At 58.3% G+C, this 19621-nt stretch carries 17 protein-coding genes and 1 riboswitch; of the genes, 6 read left to right on the top strand and 11 right to left on the bottom strand.

Annotation, left to right across the window (positions count from 1 at the left end; all coding sequences use genetic code 11):
* The coding region (locus G3578_RS06385) for an IS110 family RNA-guided transposase (RefSeq protein WP_206529508.1) at positions 1-674 on the top strand (674 nt) is incomplete at its 5' end.
* Between the two features lie 260 nt (positions 675-934).
* On the opposite strand, the gene argS is transcribed toward G3578_RS06385, so the two are convergent.
* From argS to G3578_RS06370, 3 genes are all read right to left on the bottom strand, one after another.
* Positions 935-2653 (bottom strand): arginine--tRNA ligase, encoded by a 1719-nt coding sequence (gene argS / locus G3578_RS06380; RefSeq protein WP_165210195.1) that lies wholly within the window; start codon positions 2651-2653, stop codon positions 935-937.
* Positions 2654-3054: 401 nt separating this feature from the next.
* Positions 3055-3531, bottom strand: a complete 477-nt coding sequence (locus G3578_RS06375; protein WP_346773969.1) for a hypothetical protein — start codon at positions 3529-3531, stop codon at positions 3055-3057.
* A gap of 454 nt (positions 3532-3985) precedes the next feature.
* A complete protein-coding gene (locus G3578_RS06370) occupies positions 3986-4087 on the bottom strand; it encodes a YjcZ family sporulation protein (protein WP_165210189.1) in 102 nt (33 codons plus the stop codon).
* 178 nt (positions 4088-4265) lie between these two features.
* Positions 4266-4365, top strand: a riboswitch (SAM riboswitch).
* 83 nt (positions 4366-4448) lie between these two features.
* Between G3578_RS06370 and metH the strand changes: the two genes are divergently transcribed.
* Both metH and G3578_RS06360 read left to right on the top strand, forming a co-directional pair.
* On the top strand, positions 4449-7901 hold the full coding sequence (gene metH / locus G3578_RS06365) for a methionine synthase (protein WP_165210186.1): 3453 nt from the start codon (positions 4449-4451) through the stop codon (positions 7899-7901).
* Between the two features lie 32 nt (positions 7902-7933).
* On the top strand, positions 7934-9814 hold the full coding sequence (locus G3578_RS06360) for a bifunctional homocysteine S-methyltransferase/methylenetetrahydrofolate reductase (protein ID WP_165210183.1): 1881 nt from the start codon (positions 7934-7936) through the stop codon (positions 9812-9814).
* A gap of 203 nt (positions 9815-10017) precedes the next feature.
* On the opposite strand, the gene G3578_RS06355 is transcribed toward G3578_RS06360, so the two are convergent.
* The 3 genes from G3578_RS06355 to G3578_RS06345 form a co-directional block, all read right to left on the bottom strand.
* A complete protein-coding gene (locus G3578_RS06355) occupies positions 10018-11007 on the bottom strand; it encodes a phosphotransferase (RefSeq protein ID WP_165210180.1) in 990 nt (329 codons plus the stop codon).
* Positions 11008-11074: 67 nt separating this feature from the next.
* Complete coding sequence (locus G3578_RS06350) at positions 11075-11659, bottom strand: mismatch-specific DNA-glycosylase (RefSeq protein WP_165210177.1); 585 nt, start codon at positions 11657-11659, stop codon at positions 11075-11077.
* A gap of 10 nt (positions 11660-11669) precedes the next feature.
* Positions 11670-13190, bottom strand: a complete 1521-nt coding sequence (locus tag G3578_RS06345; RefSeq protein ID WP_165210174.1) for a carboxypeptidase M32 — start codon at positions 13188-13190, stop codon at positions 11670-11672.
* Between the two features lie 183 nt (positions 13191-13373).
* On the opposite strand from G3578_RS06345, the gene G3578_RS06340 reads away from it, so the two are divergent.
* Both G3578_RS06340 and G3578_RS21275 read left to right on the top strand, forming a co-directional pair.
* Entirely contained in the window at positions 13374-14978 is a 1605-nt protein-coding gene (locus G3578_RS06340; RefSeq protein ID WP_165210171.1) for a peptide chain release factor 3, read from the top strand.
* Positions 14979-15157: 179 nt separating this feature from the next.
* Positions 15158-15355 (top strand): MerR family DNA-binding transcriptional regulator, encoded by a 198-nt coding sequence (locus G3578_RS21275; RefSeq protein WP_346773968.1) that lies wholly within the window; start codon positions 15158-15160, stop codon positions 15353-15355.
* 242 nt (positions 15356-15597) lie between these two features.
* Here the strand turns inward: G3578_RS21275 and G3578_RS06330 are convergent, their stop codons facing one another.
* Positions 15598-16410, bottom strand: coding sequence for a DUF817 domain-containing protein (locus tag G3578_RS06330; protein ID WP_165210168.1), 813 nt, complete (start codon positions 16408-16410; stop codon positions 15598-15600).
* An 18-nt stretch (positions 16411-16428) separates the two neighbouring features.
* Positions 16429-17265, bottom strand: a complete 837-nt coding sequence (locus tag G3578_RS06325) for a sulfurtransferase (protein ID WP_165210165.1) — start codon at positions 17263-17265, stop codon at positions 16429-16431.
* Between the two features lie 107 nt (positions 17266-17372).
* Between G3578_RS06325 and G3578_RS06320 the strand changes: the two genes are divergently transcribed.
* Entirely contained in the window at positions 17373-17930 is a 558-nt protein-coding gene (locus G3578_RS06320; RefSeq protein ID WP_165210162.1) for a DUF502 domain-containing protein, read from the top strand.
* A 3-nt stretch (positions 17931-17933) separates the two neighbouring features.
* On the opposite strand, the gene G3578_RS06315 is transcribed toward G3578_RS06320, so the two are convergent.
* From G3578_RS06315 to G3578_RS06305, 3 genes are all read right to left on the bottom strand, one after another.
* Positions 17934-18716 (bottom strand): SDR family oxidoreductase, encoded by a 783-nt coding sequence (locus G3578_RS06315; protein ID WP_165210159.1) that lies wholly within the window; start codon positions 18714-18716, stop codon positions 17934-17936.
* 80 nt (positions 18717-18796) lie between these two features.
* Entirely contained in the window at positions 18797-19024 is a 228-nt protein-coding gene (locus tag G3578_RS06310; protein WP_165209412.1) for a hypothetical protein, read from the bottom strand.
* Between the two features lie 62 nt (positions 19025-19086).
* Entirely contained in the window at positions 19087-19515 is a 429-nt protein-coding gene (locus tag G3578_RS06305) for a DUF2621 domain-containing protein (protein WP_165210156.1), read from the bottom strand.
* Positions 19516-19621 lie beyond the last annotated feature (106 nt).

Here is a 19621-nt window from a genome sequence, read left to right as displayed (position 1 = left end):
CATTAACCCTCCTAAATCACTATCCGATGCCAGACGCCATGATGAAGCTGGATGAGGAAGCCATTGCCGACTGCCTATTGGGTTTCGCACCGACGAAATCAAAAAAATGGGCCTTGGAGAAGGCCCAAAAGGTGTTGACCGCCGCACAGAATTGCCCCTCTACGCAGACGGTTTTGGAAAGCCATTTGCTTTCCCTTAAGACATACATTACCTTACTCCTTCAGCTTCAAGAGCATCTCAAAACCTTGGAAAAGCAAATCGACACTCTGGCCAAGGAAGTAAAGGAATATGATCTTCTCCTCTCGATTCCAGGAATCGGTCCCAAAATTGCAGCCACAATTTTGTCCGAAATCGGAGAAATCGAGAGGTTTGACCATCCAAAGAAACTTGTGGCATTCGTGGGGATTGATCCAAGCGTTCATCAGTCCGGAAAGTTTACGGCAACGCAAATGAGCATCACGAAGCGAGGATCCAAGCGCCTTCGAAAAGCTTTGTATATGGCGGTGCAGTGCAGCCTGAGAAGGTCAGGAAATCCACGCCTTCGCCAATATTTTGATCAGAAACGTGAGACCAAACCTTACAAAGTAGCAGTCATTGCATGTGCCAATAAACTTCTCCATCTCATCTACGCTATTCTGAAGAAAGGCGTTCCTTATCAAGAACAGACCGTATAACGATAACGGATAGGACTGATAACCAGATCCTTCCAACTGAATTTGGAAGGCTGGTTTGTTATACCCTTTTTAAAGTATACCACAAATAATGATGCTATTTAATTAATTGGCTTGACAAGATATTAGCTGGTTCAGCGATGTGAGACTCACGCCCCCTGTTTCCCCGCGTCTTTCGTTTCTTCGCTGAGTCGGTCGTCAAAGGAGCTCGCTTGGCCCCATCACTCCATGCCTCTTTATTCCACAACTTCGGTTGACGCTACTTACATCTCTTCCGGCGCCTGCAGGCCGAGCAGCCGCAGCCCTTCCTTCAGCACGATGACCACTGCTGCCACAAGATGAAGGCGGGAGGTTTTCACCGCTTCCTCTTCGGCCAGGATGCGCACGTTGGCATAAAACTTGTTGAAGGCCTGCGCCAGGTCGATCACATATTTCCCGATTTGCGACGGGTCGAACTCTTCCCGCGCCCGGTCGATCACTTCCGGGAAGCTGTTTAGCAGGGTAACGACCGCCCATGCTTCCTTGCTCTCCAGCGCGCCCTCCGCCAGCGCAGCGCCGTTCTCCGGCTGCTCGTAGCCGCCTTTGCGCAGCAGCGAGCAGGCGCGCGCGTGGGTGTATTGGACATAGGGGCCGGTCTCCCCTTCGAAGGTAAGCATCTCTTCCCAGGAGAAGTTGATATCGTTCAGCCGGTAGTTTTTCAGGTCGTGGAAAATGACGGCACCCACCCCAACCTGGCGGGCTACTTCCTCCTTGTTTTCCAGCGTCGGGTTCTTCTCGGCGATCACCTTCAGGACGTCGTCAATCGCCTGGGCGAGCACCTCTTCGAGCAGCACCACCTTGCCTTTGCGCGTGGACATCTTCTTGCCGTCCTTCAGCATCATGCCGAAGGGGATGTGATACATCTCTTTCGCCCACTCATAGCCCATTTTCTCCAGGACTTTAAAAAGCTGCTGGAAGTGAAGGCGCTGCTCGTTTCCCACGACGTAGAGCGCTTTGGCGAAGTCGTACGTTTCATGCCGATAGAGCGCGGCCGCCAGATCGCGCGTGGCATACAGCGTGGCCCCATCCGACTTTTTGATCAGGCAGGGGGGCATGCCATACTCGTCGAGCGTGACCACCAGCGCCCCTTCCGACTCGGTCAACAGCCCCTTTTCCTCCAGGAGCGCGACGACGCGATCCATCTTGTCGTTGTAGAACGCTTCTCCGTGGAACGAGTCGAACTTCACGCCCATCAGGTCATAGATTTTCATAAATTCCTTCAGCGATTCATCCCGGAACCACTGCCACAGGCGCGCCGCTTCCGGATCGCCGTCCTCCAGCTTCTTGAACCATTCGCGACCCTGATCCTCCAGGGACGGATCGTGTTCCGCCTCTTCGTGGAAACGGACGTAGAGGGCAAGCAGCTCCTTGATCGGTTCGGCCTTCACTTTGGCTTCATCGCCCCATTTCTTGTAGGCGACGATCAGCTTGCCGAACTGGGTTCCCCAGTCGCCGAGATGGTTGATCCGCACCGGCGCGTAGCCATGCTTCTCCATGATGTTGGCGATGGCGTTGCCGATCACCGTCGAGCGCAGGTGGCCCATGGAGAACGGCTTGGCGATGTTGGGGGAGGAGAGGTCGATCGGCACTTTTTTGCCCTGGCCCACATTGCGGCTGCCATATGCATCCTTCTGCCGCAGGATGGTTCCCACCACCTCCTGGGCGACGATCGCCTGATCCAGAAACACGTTGACGTACGGCCCGACCGCCTGCACCTCCTTGACCGGCGCGCCGTTTACCTGCTGTGCCACCTCCTGGGCGATCAGCGGCGGTGCCTTGCGCAATGCTTTGGCGAGCTGAAAGCAGGGAAACGCGATGTCGCCCATCGCCGGATTGGGGGGTGTTTCCAGCAGATCGACCACCTTTTCCGGCGTGAAATCCGGCGCTCCCAGCGTTTGCAGGGCAGCGGCCAATTTCTCAGCCACTTGTTGCTTGTAACTCATGCTATGTGTCCATCCTTTCCCAGACAAGATTGGTAAAACCCGGCTTGCCGCCCGGTTCTCATGGCGACAGCCGAAGTTTAGTGACATTTCACTTTCTGAAAGCAGAAAAACCTCCCTGTCTCTACCATCCAGATCAAGAGACGAGAGGTTTGACTTCCCGCGGTGCCACTCTTCTTGCTCCGCCATCCCGGGAGGACGGAGCCGCTTGCGTGCTGTAACGGGCGTACCCGGCTCACCCTACGCAGTCCAAAGACCTTCAGGCTGCATCTCAGAGGGGCGTTTCCTCTACCGATCCGCACCGGGCTTCCACCGTCCCCGGCTCGCTTTGGCTTCCTGCGGCGAGTACTTTCCTCATCGGCGATTTGTGTATCATTATACCGGAGGGCACGGGATGTGCGCAACTACTCCTCTTTCTTCAGCAGCCGGTCGATCTCTCCCAGCAGCCTGCGGGTCAACGTTTCCGGATCGTCGCTTTTCTGCCACGCCTCCTTGTAGGCCAGCAGTTTCGCGAACACCTCCTGCTCTGTCCGGGCATCCTCGTCCAGATCGTGATTTTCGCGCGGATCGAAAGGCATCAGCCGGTTGTCGTTGCCGCTGCGCAGGTAAGGCGTGCGCCAATGGTCGGGAAAACGGTAGGGCTGCTCCCCAAACAGGATCCCCAGCACGTCATCGGAGGAAAGCGGCAGGAAATGATCGTACTCGTCCCGTCTGCCTCCTTCGGACAGGTTGATGTGGCGAAACGCATAGTGCAGATAATGCTGGCCGCTGTTCCGGTCCTTTACAACGGCGTAGGTCTCGAAATCGCTGGCCGCAAGCTGCTTCACCATCTCCAGCCTTTCCAGAAACGCATCTTTGCGGACGGGTGTTACAGGTTCCACATGGATCGCTCCTTTCCCGAAAGCACCCCTTATCATAACAAAAGGAACGCTGCTTAGGCAACGTTCCCGTCTGTCCGTTCCACATGTTTTGTCATTCCCGCGATCTTGGCGATTCGCACCATTGGCGCTCCCTGTGCTGACAGAGAAGATTGTTCAGCAGGGCGGGACCTTTGGCGGCCGCTATTGGGGCACGCTTTTCCTGGGTGGGGCGAATGCGGTTTCTTGAACAAGGTGATCTGCGGCGGCGTCACTTTCCAGAAGCATGCCGCTCGCGTTCACGTTCATGCTCCGCATCCTCCCCCAGGAAATAGCGATCCGCCTTCCTCAGCATGTAGTATAGCGGATGCGAAGCGAAAAAAATGTCGATTCTTCCCGACAGTCATACGATTTTTTTCGCCAATTTTCGCCCCGCGCAAACAGAGCCCAGCGGCGGCCAGGCTCCTGCGTTTGCGCATCAGCAGTCCTCCGCTGCACCGACGATGACCAGCAGGATAAACAGAACCAATACAAGCGCGAAGCTTTCTCTAAAGAAGTTCCCGCAAAATGAAGTACTCAAAGTGGTTCCCCCTCCTTTCGGTTATACTGTAGTCTATACGCGTTTGCGTAGTTTGTTGTGGGCGGATGCCTCCCCCTGCCTAAAATAGGCGGCGGGCACGGAAGCATTTTCCGCAATTCCAGGTTGACGCAGCGCATGCGCGATGATAAGATACTTTCAAATTCGAATATTGTTCCAACTCTTATCCAGAGAGGCGGAGGGACTGGCCCAATGAAGCCTCGGCAACCGATTTCAGGTGCCAATTCCAGCAAAGCGACACCCGCTTTGAAAGATAAGAGGATGTGCGAACCGTGCGCGTGATCCTCTTCTGTTTCAAAGAAGAGGATTTTTTATTGCGGGTTAGGGAAAGAAGGGAAAGCAAATGAAGAAAACATTTACCGAACGGTTGGCCGAAAAAATATTGATCATCGACGGGGCAATGGGCACCATGCTGCAGCAGGCCGGATTGACCGCAGCCGATTTCGGGGGAGAAGCGTACGAGGGCTGCAACGAGCTGTTGAACGTGACTCGTCCCGATGTGATCCGCCGCATCCACGAGACCTATCTGGAGGCCGGGGCGGATATCATCGAAACCAACACCTTCGGAGCGACGTCGGTCGTCCTCGCCGAATACGACGTGGCTGACCGGGACATCGAGCTAAACATCGCGGCGGCCAAGCTGGCCCGGGAGGCGGCGGACGCCTGTTCGACGGACGAATGGCCGCGCTTCGTGGCGGGTGCCATGGGACCGACCACCAAGACGCTCTCCCTCACAGGCGGCGTGACGTTCGAGCAGCTGGTCGAAGCGTACTATCGGCAGGCAAAAGGGCTGCTGCTGGGCGGCGTGGATGTTCTCCTGCTGGAGACCGCCCAGGATACGCTCAACGTGAAGGCGGGGGGCATCGGGATCCGCAGGGCGTTTGCCGAACTGGGCTATGAAGTGCCGGTCATGATCTCCGGAACCATCGAGCCGATGGGAACAACGCTTGCCGGTCAGAATATTGAAGCATTTTACGTCTCGATCGCGCATCTGAAACCGGTAACGGTCGGGCTGAACTGCGCGACGGGACCCGAGTTCATGCGCGATCACCTGCGCACGTTGGCCGGGCTGGCTCAGTGCGGGGTGAGCTGCTATCCAAACGCCGGGCTGCCGGATGAAAACGGCCATTACCACGAATCGCCGCAAGCGCTGGCAGCCAAGATGGCGGCCTTTGCCGAACGCGGCTGGCTGAACGTGGCGGGCGGCTGCTGCGGCACGACGCCGGATCACATCCGTGCCCTGGCGGAAGCGCTGAAAGGGTACAAACCCCGCCAGGCTTCCCCGCGTCCGATCAGCGCCGTCTCCGGTATCGACGTCGTTTACGTGGAAGAGGAGAATCGCCCGCTCTTGGTCGGGGAGCGCACCAACGTGATCGGTTCGAAAAAATTCCGCGACCTGATCGCGGCCGGCCGGTATGAGGAAGCGTCTGATATCGCCCGGGCGCAGGTGCGCGGCGGGGCGCAGATCATCGACATCTGTCTGGCCGACCCCGATCGGGACGAATATGCCGACATGGAGCGTTTCCTGCAGTTTGTCACCAAAAAAGTGAAGGCACCGCTGATGATCGACTCCACCGACCCGCGCGTCATGGAGCTGGGGCTTATCCATTCGCAGGGGAAAGCCATCATCAACTCGATCAACCTGGAGGACGGGCTGAAGCGGTTTGACGAAGTGGTGCCGCTCATCCATCGTTACGGGGCGGCGGTGGTCGTCGGCACGATCGATGAGACGGGCATGGCGGTCAGCCGGGAGCGGAAGCTGGAAGTGGCCAAACGTTCCTACGAGCTGCTGGTCAACCAGTACGGGGTCAATCCGCAGGACATCATCTTCGACCCGCTTGTTTTTCCGGTGGGAACGGGGGATGAGCAGTATATTGGCTCCGCGCTTGAAACGGTGGAAGGGATCCGGCTGATCAAGGAAGCCTTTCCCGCCTGCAAAACGATTCTCGGCATCAGCAACGTCTCCTTCGGCCTTCCGCCGGCGGGGCGCGAGGTGCTGAATGCGGTCTTCCTGTACCATACCACGAAGGCCGGGCTCGATTACGCGATCGTCAACACGGAAAGGCTGGAGCGCTACGCATCCATTCCGGAAGAGGAGCGGAAGCTGGCGGAAGCGTTGCTGTTTGACACCAACGACCAGACGCTGGCCGCCTTTACGGAATTCTACCGGCAGAAGAAAAAGGAGACGGCCCAGGCGATCTCCACGCTCACCCTGGAGGAACGTTTGGCCCGCTATGTGATCGAAGGCACCAAAGACGGGCTGATCCCCGATTTGCAGCAGGCCCTCGAAACCTATTCGCCGCTGGAGATCATCAACGGTCCGCTCATGGCCGGCATGGAGGAGGTGGGTCGCCTGTTCAACGGCAACCAGCTGATCGTCGCGGAGGTGCTGCAGAGCGCGGAGGTCATGAAAGCCGCCGTCTCCTTCCTTGAGCCGTTCATGGAGAAAACGGAGAGCGCCACCAAGGGGAAAATCCTGCTGGCGACGGTCAAGGGCGACGTGCACGATATCGGCAAGAATCTGGTGGAAATCATCCTCGCCAACAATGGCTACGAAGTGGTGAACCTGGGGATCAAGGTGCCGCCCGAGCAGTTGATTGCGGCCTGCCGCGAGGAAAAGCCGGATGCCATCGGGCTGTCCGGCCTCCTGGTGAAATCGGCCCAACAGATGGTGATTACCGCGCAGGATCTGCGCGCGGCAGGCATTGACGTTCCCATGCTGGTGGGAGGTGCGGCGCTGACCCGCAAGTTTACCTCCAACCGGATCGCTCCTGAATACAACGGCATCGTCGTGTATGCGAAAGATGCCATGGACGGCCTGGATCTGGCCAACAAGCTGATGGATCCCGAGCAGAGGGAGGCGTTGCGGCAGGAGCAGCAGGCTTACCGGGAGGCGTTGCAAGAAGAAGCCGGCGAACAGGCGAAAACGGAAGCGAAGAAAACGGGCGTAAAGCGTTCGGCCGTCAGCCGGACGGCGCCTGTCATGGTGCCGCCCGATTTGGACCGGCATGTGCTGAAGCATTATCCGATCGCTCATCTGCAGCCCTACCTGAACCTGCGCATGCTGCTGGGCAAGCACCTGGGGGTCCGGGGCAATGTGGAGAAGCTGCTGGAACAGGGGGACGCGAAAGTGCAGGAGCTGTACAGCGTCGTGGAAGAGATCCTGCGGGAAGCGAGAGAGGCGGGCATCATCCAGGCCCACGGCATGTATCAATTTTTCCCGGCCCAGGCGGACGGCGATGATATCCTCGTCTACGACCCGCAGGATCACAGCCGGGTACTGGAACGCTTCTCCTTCCCCCGCCAGCCGGAAGAACCGTATCTCTGCCTCGCCGATTTCCTTCGGCCGGTCGAAAGCAGCGTGATGGATTATGTCGGCTTCCTGGCGGTGACGGCGGGGCAAGGGATTCGGGAACAGGCCGCCCGGTTGAAGGAACAGGGGGATTACCTGCGCTCCCATGTGCTGCAGGCATTGGCGCTGGAGCTGGCGGAGGCGTTTGCCGAGCGGGTGCACCATGTGATGCGGGATGTCTGGGGGTTCCCGGACCCGGCGGTTATGACGATGCAGGAGCGGTTCGGGGCCCGCTACCGGGGAATCCGGGTTTCCTTCGGCTATCCGGCCTGTCCCAATCTGGAGGATCAGGAGAAGCTGTTCCGTCTCTTGAGACCCGGGGATATCGGCGTCCAGCTGACGGAGGGGCATATGATGGACCCGGAAGCGTCTGTGTCGGCGATGGTGTTCGCTCATCCGGAGGCGCGGTATTTCAACGCGGCGCCGGCGGTAATCGAAGCGTAAGCCGATGATGATCGTGGAGAGAAGGGATTGCGTTGACGAAGAAAAGAGATTTGCGCGCCTATCTGCAGGAACATATTCTGGTGGGGGACGGTGCCATGGCTACCCAGCTGTATCAGCTGGGGGTGCCGGTGGGCACCAGCTTCGAGGAACTGTGCATCACCAATCCGCAGCTGGTCTACCATGTACACACCGCCTACTATAACGCGGGAGCCCGGCTGCTTGAGACCAACACGTTCGCTGCCAACCGGGACAGCCTGTCCCGCTATGGCCTGGAAAACAAGGTCACCCGGATCAACCGGGCGGCGGTCACCATCGCCAGGGAAGCGGCGAAAGATGATGCGTTCGTGGTCGGCAGCATCGGCTCGATCATCGCCGGCCGCGTGCGGATCAAGCCGCTGGAAGAGTACAGGGATCAATTCGAGGAGCAGGCCATCGCCCTCCTGCACGCAGGGGTGGACGGCGTCATGCTGGAAACCTTCCTCGATCTGGAAGAACTGCTGCTTGCGGTGGAGGTGATCCGTTCCCTGACCGATGTGCCGGTGATCAGCCAGCTGGCTACGCTGGAGGTGGGCAGAACGCGGGACGGCTATACCCTGACCGAAGCGTTCAGGCAGCTGAAGGAGGCCGGGGCCGACATCGTTGGATTAAACTGTCGTCTCGGGCCGGCGGAGATCCTGCGTTCGTTCGAATCGGCCGTCACGCCGGACCACGTGCTGCTCTCCGCCTTTCCCAACGCCGGACGGCTGGGGCTGTCCGATGGCGAGCTGGCCTACAAGTCATCGCCGGAATATTTCGCGGAGAGCGCGCTGCGGCTGCGGGAGCAGGGCATTCACCTGATCGGTGGATGCTGCGGGACAACCCCCGCCCACATCCGCGCGATCGCGCAGGCGCTCTCCGGCATGGAGCCGCTTGCCAGGGTGAATCCCGACATCGCCGTAGTGGAACGGCAGGGGCATGTGATTCAGAGCGTTTCGCAGCGGCACAAACCCACGATTGTTGAACAAGTCAAAGAGCAGCATACGGTCATCGTCGAGTTTGATCCGCCGAAAGATTTGGACATCGACGACTTTCTTCACGGGTGCTGCGAACTGCATCAAGCGGGGGTGGATGCCATCACGATGGCGGACAACTCGCTCGCCAACGTGCGGATGAGCAACATGGCGCTCGGCGCCATCTTGAAAAGTCGGTACGGGATCGACCCTCTCGTTCACATCGCCTGCCGCGACCGCAATCTGATCGGCCAGCAGTCGCATCTGATGGGGCTGCATGCGCTCGGCATCGACCAGGTGCTCGTGGTAACCGGCGACCCGTCCCGATTCGGGGATCTGCCCGGTGCCAGTTCCGTCTTTGACGTCACGTCGTTTGACCTGATCCGGATGATCAAGCAGTTGAACGAAGGGATTTCGTTCTCCGGCCGCCCGCTGAAACAGAAGGCGCAGTTTACGGTGGGAGCCGCTTTCAACCCGCATGTCCGCAAGATCGAAGCGGCGGTGGACCGCTTGAAACGAAAAGTGGAGGCCGGGGCCGATTTCGTCATGACCCAGCCGGTCTACGATGCGGAGACGATCCGGCTGATCCACGATGCCACCAAAGGAATCGGGATTCCGGTCTTTATCGGGATCATGCCGCTGACCAGCTGGCGCAACGCCGAGTTTCTGCACAATGAGGTGCCGGGCATCAAGCTGTCCCCCTCCGCGCTGGCGCGAATGCGCAACCTGCAGGGGGAAGCGGGGCGTCAGGAAGGGCTCGCGATGGCCAAGGAACTGCTGGATGAAGCGGTGCGGTATTTCAACGGAATCTATCTGATAACGCCGTTTCACTACTATCAGATGAGCGTGGAGCTGACCCGTTACGTCCACGAGATTACGGACAGCCGCACGCAGAGCGCCCTTCGCACCGTTGGTTTGCATTAGAAGAAACAAGGCCCGATTGCATTATTAATACGAGATAGTGGAGAAGGAAAGTTGGGACCCCACCCGGCGCAGCGATAGCTTAGGCCGGGTGGGGTTACTTATAAGTATATCGGAATGTTTAAGTCCTTTAAAGCGACAAAGTGAAGATAGAAAGGCTGGGGCCCCCGCCGACACCAGCGTTAGCTTAAGTCGGCGGGGTTATTTTAGGCCCGGGCCTTCGCTTTTCGCAGCATGTACGCCGTTTTTTGCCGTTCCATCCGCAGAAAGCGGTGGATCTGCTGCCACGTCATTCTCTTGTACAGCCTGCGCCGTACAAAACGCTCCACGAGATGAGGGAAAGCCAGATCCTGATACAGCATGGTCATGGCCTGTTTGTCGAGCGGATGCTGCTTCCGATAGGCGTTGATGAGAAGCGCCCAGCGGTCCGGGCGCCAGCACCGGTCTCTTCTCATCAGGACGTAAAGCAGCCGGCTCAAGTCCTTGGAGGGAAAGTCGTACCGCACATCCTCCCAGTCAATCACCGTCAAGGTGCTGCCGCAGCGGAGCAGGTTTCCCGTGTGAAAATCGCCGTGGCAGAGGGGATGCAGGTATTCCGGCTGCGCCTTCCACATGCGGAAATAGGCCGATTGCTGCAGGCACCGATGCACCTGGCGTCCCGCCCGCAGAAAAAAGGGAAGATGGCGGCGGATCAGTCTGATTTTCGGCAGGTTGACGCCTTCGTGATCCGCCAGCCAGCTTTTGAGGCGGGCCAGGTCGGCGGCGTATTCCTGCTCCCACGTCAGGGCGCCGTTGTACGTTTTTCCCGACGTTGACCGGAAGCCGATGGAGGCGGCGTGGAGCCGGCCGAGCAGGGAGCCGATCTGCCTGATGCTGTAGGGGGTGCGGAGCACAGGGGGCCTGCCGGGGACGCCATGCTGCAGGAGCAGGGGAGAATGGTTCCACATGATGTATGCTTGATTCTCTTTTGTTTTCTCCACCGGCGGGATGGAGATGCGCCGCTGACGCAGGAAATCCTCGGCTTCGAGGATAAACTGCTGCCGCTTTTCGGAAGCATAGAGGGATTTGGCGAAAAAGGTGCCGCGGTTCGTCTGCAGCCGGATCACCAGCGACTTGGGCGTATTGTGCAGCACGCGCCAGGAGTGGATGACAAGGTTGTATTCCCTTGCCAATGTCTTGATCAGTTTGTCGTTCATTCCGTGTACCTCCCGCACACAGCCTTACCCTATCCTACTGGGGAAGGAGGAAGAACGACACCCGCGGTCACCGTTCTGCTGCTCGCGGATGAAGGGGATGCCAGCCTTTGGCGATCAGTAGGTCGCTCAATTCGCGAAACTTCCGGATTTTCTCTTCGCGGCTGTAAGCGGCGTTGGCACCGCTGGTGGAGGGAATGACAAAGACGGAGCAGCCCGGCCACTCGGCACTGCCGAAAAAGAGGCCGGGCACCAATCCCGGGGAAACGGGCTCATGCCGCCGGCCGGTCGCCTGGCGGAAGGCGGTAATCCCGTTGAAACAGATGAGACGCGGGCGGTATGTCTGCACCATCCGGACGAATCCTTCCCTGCCCGCCGCAAAATCGGCGGGCGTCAGATCCCCGGCGGACCGGGTGGGACGGGAAACCAGATCCGTGATGCCGTAGCCGTAGTCAAGCAGCTGCGCCGTTTCTTCCGGTTTCAGCCGGTAGGGGGTTAACCCGCCCTCATGCAGGCCGCGCCAAAAGAGATTGGCCGGGTTGGCGTAATGAAAGCCTTTGGTGGCCGACACCCTGCCCGGGTTGATCCCGCAAAAAAGGACGGTGAGATTGCGCTTGATGTAGGTGGGCAGCCAGCGGTCTTGGAAATCGGACATGGCGCATCACTTACAGCCGATAAATCGCCTTGTATTTGTTCTCCAGATAGTCAACCAGATAGGTGGCGTTGGTCAGCTCGCCGGTGATCTCCTGCAGCAGCTCATTCGGCGTCTTCACCTTGCCGTACTGGTGAATCTTCTCTTTCAGCCAGCCGCGAATCGGCGCAAAATCTCCGGCCGCAATCAGCTCTTCGAAACCGTCGATCTCCTTTTTCATGGTGTGGGCGAACTGAGCCGCGTACACATTGCCGAGCGAATAGGTCGGGAAGTAGCCGAAGCTGCCGCCGGACCAGTGAACGTCTTGCAGGACGCCTTCCTGATCGTTGGGCGGCACAATGCCCAGATACTCCTTCATCTTGCTGTTCCAGACCGTCGGCAGGTCCCCTACCTCCAGCGTCTCTTCAATCAGGCCTTTCTCAATCTCGTAGCGGATCATGATGTGCAGATTGTAGGTCAGTTCATCGGCTTCCACGCGGATGAACGACGGCGTCACCTGGTTGATGCCGCGGTAGAACTGCTCCAAGCTGACTCCCGCAAGCTGGGCGGGGAAGCGCTTGACGGCCTCTCCGTAGAAATGCTGCCAGAACGGCAGGCTGCGGGCGATCATGTTTTCCCAGAAGCGGGACTGCGATTCGTGGATGCCCATCGAGGTGCCGTCGCACAGCGGCGTGCCCAGGAGATCCGGATTGATGTTTTGCTCGTAGATGGCGTGTCCGGCTTCATGGATGCTGCCAAACAGCGCCATCCGGAGATCGTCCGGATAGTAACGGGTCGTGATCCGCACATCGCCCGGCGCAAAGGAGGTGCAGAAGGGGTGAACGCTGCGGTCGAGGCGGCCCGCCTGGAAGTCATAGCCGATCTTCTCCAGGATGTAGCGGCCGAATTGCTCCTGCTCGGCTTCATCGTACGGCTGGGTCAGGAAGCTGATATCCGGCTTGTTCGGCGAGGCGGCGATCGCCTCCACCAGCGCCACCGTTTTCTCGCGCAGGGTGGCGAACATGGTGTCCAGCTGGGCGACGGTCATGCCCGGCTCGTACATGTCCAGCAGGGTATCGTACTTGGCTCCCTTGTACCCCCAGTACTCAATGAATTCGAGCTGGAACTTCACGATCTTTTCCAGATAGGGGCGGAACATGGCGAAATCGCTTTTGGCGCGGGCTTCCTCCCAGACGGTGCCGGCTTGGGCCGTCAGGATGACGAACTCCTTGAAACGGTCGGCGGGGAGCTTCTTGCTGCGTTCAAACTCCTTTTTCACCTCATCGACCGTGCGCCGGGTAACCAGATCGAGGGATGCGTAGGTGTCGGGTTCGCTCAATGCCTGCAGGTGTTCCTCCAGCTCGGCCGACGTCGCCAGTTTAAACTGTTCGCCGGAGAGCACCCCGATCAGTTGGGAACGCGCCTCCATCCCTTTGCGCGGCGCCTTTACCCGCATATCCCAATGCAGGATGGCAAGAGCCTGGTTGAAGCTGACCAATTTCTTCACGTATTCCCGGAAGGTGGTAACACGTTGTTCCAGCGTTGAAATGGACATATTGCCCCTCCTCGTCACAAGTGATCAAAATTTTTTTACAATAGAGTTATTATAGCGAATGACCTGGGAAAATACCAGTTGCCGCTTTTTCCCCGAGCCACTTTCGCCCTCGCGCAAATCTCTGTATAATCGTACTGAATGTAGGAGCATCATTACCCATACACCCATATCGGAGGCAAAGAGATGAGTCAACACAACCCAGCCTGGGATACTGAAATCGCGAAACGGCGAACCTTCGCGATCATTTCCCACCCGGACGCGGGAAAGACGACCATGACGGAGAAACTGCTCTATTACGGAGGGGCCATCCGTGAAGCAGGCATGGTCAAAGCGCGCAAGAACTCCAAATTCGCGACCTCAGACTGGATGGAGATCGAGAAGAAACGCGGGATTTCCGTCACCTCCAGCGCGATGGATTTCGTGTATCGCGGCCACCATATCAATATTCTGGACACACCGGGTCACCAGGATTTCAGCGAAGATACCTACCGCACCCTGACCGCTGCGGACTCGGCGGTGATGATCATCGACGTAGCCAAAGGGGTGGAGGCCCAAACGATCAAGCTCTTTAAAGTATGCCGCATGCGCGGGATTCCCATTTTCACGTTTATCAACAAATTGGACCGGCACGGGAAAGATCCGTTTGACCTGCTGGAAGAGATCGAGCGGGTGCTGGGCATCCGTTCCTACCCGATGAACTGGCCGATCGGGATGGGGAACCGTTTTTGCGGGGTTTATGACCGGGCGAAAAAACGGGTGGAGCTGTACCAGGGGGAGAGCAGCCACGAGGAGATTTCCTTTTTCGAAGTAAGCGGCCCGGATGATCCGCTCATCGGCGAACGCGTCGGGGAAGAGCTGTGGCAGCAGCTACAGGAGGAGATCGCACTGCTGGACGTGGCCGGCGATGCCTTCGATCCCGAGCTGATCAGCAAAGGGGAGCTTTCGCCGGTCTTCTTCGGCAGCGCGATCAACAACTTCGGCGTCCAGACGTTTCTGGACAACTTCCTGGCCATGGCGCCGCCGCCGTCGCCGAAGAAGAGCAGCAAGGGCCTGATTGATCCGTACACCCGGCCGTTCTCCGGCTTCATTTTCAAAATCCAGGCCAACATGAATCCCGCCCACCGCGACCGCGTCGCCTTCCTGCGGATCTGTTCCGGCCGTTTCGAGCGGGGAATGACCGTCAAGCACGTCCGGCTAGGCAGGGAGATCAAGCTGGCGCAGCCGCTGCAGTTCATGGCGCAGGACCGGGAGATTGTGGAGGAATCGTTCGCGGGGGATGTGATCGGGCTGTTCGATCCGGGCATCTTCCAGATCGGCGATACGCTCTGTGTGGGAGAGCCGTTCGAGTTCGAGGAGATGCCGCACTTCTCGCCGGAGTTTTTCTCCAAGGTGACGGTCAAGGATGCCATGAAGCACAAGCAGTTCCAGAAAGGGATCATGCAGCTGACGGAAGAAGGGACAGTGCAGTTGTTCCGCACCTATCCGATGGAGGAGCTGATCCTGGGTGTCGTCGGCCTCCTGCAGTTCGAAGTGCTGGAGTTTCGCCTGAAGGCGGAGTACGGGGTGGAGATCCAGCTGCAGCGGATGCCGTATCAGATCGCCCGCTGGCTGGAAGGGGACAAGGCGACGCTGGATGCCCTCTTGCAGCGCAGCCAGACGGTGCGCGACCGCTACGGCCGCCCCGTCATGCTGTTTGAAAGCGAGTACCAGCTCCGCATGGCGCAGGAAAAGTACCCGCAAGTGAAATTTCATGAGAGTTCCCTGGGGGTGCGCTCGGTCGAAGCGTAATGCCGGGCTGGGACGGAGACATCTCCTGCGGGAAGAGCACCTATTCTCGTTCAACATGCACGCCCTGTCGCCGCTGCTGGCGGCAGGGCTGCTGCTGTTGGGCCTGCTGATGTAGGTTATCGCCATCGGCGTCCCGCTTGATCTGTCCATCGTCCTGTTCCTCTGCGGGGGCTGTTACGGTGTCGCTCGGAGCGATCGTCAGCCCGATTGCGGCAGGTGCACCTAAACAAACGGGACTAACCGTACATACCTTGCGTTACTATGAAAAAATTGGGTTGCTGCAAGGGATTCATCGGGATGCGAATGGCTATCGCCAATATGGCGAGTCTGACATGCCTGGATCCATTTTTTGCTCCGTTTGCGGGAAACGGGGATGAACATCCGCGATATGAAGCGCTTTTCCGAAGTCAGGGTGAATCAACCATAAGGGAAAGGCGGGAACTGTTGGAAGCCCACTGGAGAAAAGTGTTTGATCAAATGAATGAACTGCGGAATCATCTGGTGATGATCGAAGCAAAGATCGATGATTACAAAAGGATGGAGGGGCAAACATAACGCGGGAAACAGATAAAAACGTGGCAGTCCGTAACTTGACTGGCAAGTTCCGGCCGCCACGTTTTTATGCTTGGGACTGTGTCGATGCCTCACGCAGCTCGGACGGACGAGTGGTGAGGCTTGCCTTCAACTGCTTCAACTGGGCCACGATGATAAAGCTGACGATCACCAGGAGAAACCAGGAGCTGATTTTGCTCAGATGAACAAGATGCCAGCTCTCCCGCTGGTTGGGATACTGCCAGGCGCCCAGCAGGGTGGCGATGTTTTCGGCCACCCAGATGAAAAACCCGATCAGTACGTAGGACAGCGTCAGCGGCATCTTCAGACGGAGATCGCCGACGCTGAAGCCGACATGCGAGCGCCAGAAGATGAGGAAGATGGCCGCCGTCAGGAACCACCTGAAGTCCGGGATATAATGATGGGTAAAAAAATTGAAATAGATGGCCGCAGCCAGAGGGACGGTCACGTAAGCGCGGGGCCAGTTGGTCACCGTCACATCGAGCCTGCGCCACGCCTGGCACAGATAGCTGGCGACGCTGGCATACATGAACCCGCTGTACAGCGGCACACCGAATATCTTGCTGTAGGCATCCTCCTGGTATGACCAGGAACCCATATGGACCTTGTAGATCTCCAACAAAAGTCCGATCAGGTGAAAAACGGTGATCACCTTCAGTTCGTCCCGCGTTTCCAGGCCGCTTCTCACCATCCAGACCTGCATCAGCAGGCAGAGGAGGAGCAGCAGGTCATAGCGGGGCAGACCCGGAATGGTGATAACCTTGGAGAGAGCCAATGCCAGAAAAATGACAGCGGGAAAGAGGCAGGACAGCGCTTGCAGCCAGCCAAACCGCAGCAGGTACAGAAACGCGCGCTTCATCGCTGTCCCCCTTTCGTCTCAGGATTTGGTTCCGGTTGCCACCGGCAGGTCATACGAGCACCAGTCGCTCCAGCTGCCGGCGTACAGCTTGGCGTCGGTACGCCCGATTTCATGCAGGGCAAGCAGATTGACACAAGCAGTCACGCCGGACCCGCAGTAGACGATGATCTCTTCTCCTGCGGGGAGGGAGGAAAAGCGCTGCTTCAACTCTCCAGTGGGGCGCATCGTCCCTTCCGCCGTCAGGTTTTCTTTGAAGAAATAGTTGACGGCGCCGGGGATATGGCCAGCCTTGGGATCAATGGTTTCCATCTCTCCCCGGTAACGCTCGCCTGCCCGGGAGTCGATGAGCACCGTTCCCGGCGCGCGTTCCTTGACCTGGTCGATATCCGCCAGCATCTCGGGACGCGGCTTCGCCACGAAGGTTCGCGCTGTCGGGGCGGTTACTTCGTCCGTCACGGGAAGGCCGGCCTTTTGCCAGGCGGGGAAACCGCCGTCCAGCACATACACCTTGTCGTGTCCCAGATAGCGGAGCATCCACCACAGGCGGGCCGCCATGGCCATATCCTGATCGTCGTAGGCGACGACCGTGACCGACGCATCAATGCCCGCCTGCGAGAAGAGCGCGGCCATCGCTTCCGGATCGGGCAGCGGATGACGGCCGCCATGTAGCGATTTCGGGGCGCTGAGGTCTTGCTCCAGATCGAAATACAAGGCACCGGGAATATGGGCATCCGTGTATGCGGCCAGCCCCTGGCCGGGTTTGCCCAGGGTGAAGCGGCAGTCGGCGATCACCAGATCGGGTTCCTGCAGCCGCTCAGCCAGCCATGCGACAGAGACGAGATTTTGCTTCTCCATCCTATCCCTTCTTTCTGATTGGTCCTATCGTTTTCATCATAGCAGATGACCGATGGCTCGGATAGAATGGATTCAAGTGGAATATAAATGAAAGTGAGTGGAAAATTGTGAAACGAATCGCCCGATACTTCCTGGAAGGGTTGCTGTTTGTCATACCGCTTGCGGTTACCCTCTATGTACTTTACAAGGTTTTCGTAACGGTGGACGGGCTCCTGCGTCCCTACCTCCCGGGGCCCGGCATCCCCGGCCTCGGGTTCGTGCTGACGCTTGTCATCATTACGCTCGTCGGCATCCTGGCCTCCAACGTGCTCACCAGAGGGCTGCTCTCGCTGGTGGACAGGCTGTTTGAAAAGATGCCGTTTGTCAAGCTGATCTATTCGTCGCTCAAAGACCTGATCGGCGCCTTCGTCGGCGACAAGAAAAGCTTTGACAAGCCCGTGCTGGTGCGCTTGGCACCGGACAGCGAGGCGAAAGCGATCGGGTTCATCACGCGGGAAAGCTTGGACGCATTCGGCTTGGCGGATCATGTCGCCGTCTATTTTCCGCAATCCTACAATTTTGCCGGCAATCTGCTGATTTTCCCGCGTACCCAGGTGGAGCCGCTGGAGGCGGACAGCGCCGACGTCATGGCGTTTCTCATCTCCGGCGGCGTTTCCGGCAAATAGCCGTCAGATGCGCAGGAAGCCGCCTTCGGAATGAATCACCTGCCCGGTGATCCATTCCGCTTCGTCACTGGCGAGAAAACGGACGAGACGGGCGGCGTCGGTTGGCAGGCCGATGCGGCCAAACGGGAATTTCGGCAGCAATCGCTCCTTCAGTTCCGCTGTCATCCAGCCCGTATCGGTAGGCCCCGGATTGATGCAGTTGACGGTGATGCCTTTGTCGGCCACTTCCGCTGCCAGAGTGGGCGTCAGGGCGGCGATGGCTCCCTTGGTGGCCACATAGGCAAGTTCCCCCGGCATCGGCCCCAGGTTTTGGCCGGAGGTGATGTTGATGATCCTTCCGCCCCTCTGTCCGCGGTACTCTCTGGCAAACAGGACGCTGAGCATCATGCAGGCCCGCACGTTGATGAAGTAGTGGGCGTCAAGCTCTTCCTCCGTCAGGCTGTCGCGTGTGGTGATGGTGGAATAGGCGGCATTGTTGACAAGGATGGCGGGTTGGCCCAGCGAGCGGTTCACTTCCGCCAGCAGCTGCGCTGCAGCCCCGGGTGCAGACAGATCCCCTTCCCATGCAGCGCAGCGCACCCCCATCTGCGCAATCTCCTCCTGCAGGCGCAGCGGTTCATCGTCGATTTCCCCATGCGTGCGGCGGTCATAGGCTGTCCAGTAGGTAAAGAAGATGTCCGCGCCCGCCTCGGCAAGGGCACGGCAGATGGCGGCTCCGATGCCGATCTGCCGTGTCGCCCCCGTGACGACGGCGATTCTTCCCGACAGCGGTTTGTTCTTGTTCATAGTTCGTCCTCCTCACGTAGACTTGTGCGCAGCAAAAACCGCAGGCCATACCGTGCCTGCGGGCTTCTTGGATGCGGTTCTCAGCTGCTGAAAAAGCTGCGGCTCGAATGCCGATGTCGATAGTGCCCGTGTCCGTAGGAATGGTGGCCTCCGTAACCGCCGTGATAGTGCCAATCGCTGCTGCTGTAATGGCGGCGGCGGGAGCCGAACAGGAAGGCGGCTCCTTTTTTCAACAGGACGCCCACAACAGCCACGATCACAATCAGGATCACAAGAGCGACTCCGAGTATGGTAAACAGGATCGTCATCAGGTTCATCGACTCCTTTATACTGACTACCAGTATCTACGGACGACCGGACAAAAAGTTTCCTACGCCTTCAAGTATTTTTCATAAGGAGCGAAATTGATCTCTTTTTGCCGCAAGTGGGCGATCAGCCATTTGTGATCCCGTTTGGGCGTGGCCAGGATATAGCCTTTGATGATCAAATCGGTCGTGATGGAGGTAGCGTTTTCTTCCAGGGCCAGCTGGCCGATTTTGGCGGCGATGGAGCGGCGGGCCACATCGCGGAACAGCTGCGGAACCGGCTCCACCAGCTCGTTCAGGAAGGCCAGCGTCTCATCGTTCCACAGCGCGCGCGTCCGCTCGATATAGTAGTCCTGCCAGTCCAGGTCCGATTTGCCGTCCGCTTTCGGCATGGATTTCAGGAACTTGCGGAACATGAAATATCCGCCGATGGCAAACAGCCCGATCAGCACGAACGACCAGAGCAGGATAAACCAGGAAAACCAGAGTGACATAGTGGATGTACCCGTCATTTCGCTTTTTACACCTCGGAAACGGAATCGTTCTTATCCTATTAGTTTAGCGGATTATGCCGTGGGCAACAAGAAAAGGAGGGGAGCC

Source organism: Brevibacillus sp. SYP-B805 (genome assembly GCF_011059135.1).
GTDB lineage: Bacteria > Bacillota > Bacilli > Brevibacillales > Brevibacillaceae > Brevibacillus_F.
The sequence above is the reverse complement of the archived record's forward strand: the minus strand, read 5'-3'. Positions and strand labels throughout refer to the sequence as shown.

Excerpts from the sequence above, each read along its gene's own strand:
- argS (WP_165210195.1), bottom strand. The coding sequence starts at position 2,653 with ATGAGTTACAAGCAACAAGTGGCTGAGAAATTGGCCGCTGCCCTGCAA.
- metH (WP_165210186.1), top strand. The coding sequence starts at position 4,449 with ATGAAGAAAACATTTACCGAACGGTTGGCCGAAAAAATATTGATCATC.
- G3578_RS06355 (WP_165210180.1), bottom strand. The coding sequence starts at position 11,007 with ATGAACGACAAACTGATCAAGACATTGGCAAGGGAATACAACCTTGTC.
- G3578_RS06350 (WP_165210177.1), bottom strand. The coding sequence starts at position 11,659 with ATGTCCGATTTCCAAGACCGCTGGCTGCCCACCTACATCAAGCGCAAT.
- G3578_RS06345 (WP_165210174.1), bottom strand. The coding sequence starts at position 13,190 with ATGTCCATTTCAACGCTGGAACAACGTGTTACCACCTTCCGGGAATAC.
- G3578_RS06340 (WP_165210171.1), top strand. The coding sequence starts at position 13,374 with ATGAGTCAACACAACCCAGCCTGGGATACTGAAATCGCGAAACGGCGA.
- G3578_RS06330 (WP_165210168.1), bottom strand. The coding sequence starts at position 16,410 with ATGAAGCGCGCGTTTCTGTACCTGCTGCGGTTTGGCTGGCTGCAAGCG.
- G3578_RS06325 (WP_165210165.1), bottom strand. The coding sequence starts at position 17,265 with ATGGAGAAGCAAAATCTCGTCTCTGTCGCATGGCTGGCTGAGCGGCTG.
- G3578_RS06315 (WP_165210159.1), bottom strand. The coding sequence starts at position 18,716 with ATGAACAAGAACAAACCGCTGTCGGGAAGAATCGCCGTCGTCACGGGG.
- G3578_RS06310 (WP_165209412.1), bottom strand. The coding sequence starts at position 19,024 with ATGACGATCCTGTTTACCATACTCGGAGTCGCTCTTGTGATCCTGATT.
- G3578_RS06305 (WP_165210156.1), bottom strand. The coding sequence starts at position 19,515 with ATGTCACTCTGGTTTTCCTGGTTTATCCTGCTCTGGTCGTTCGTGCTG.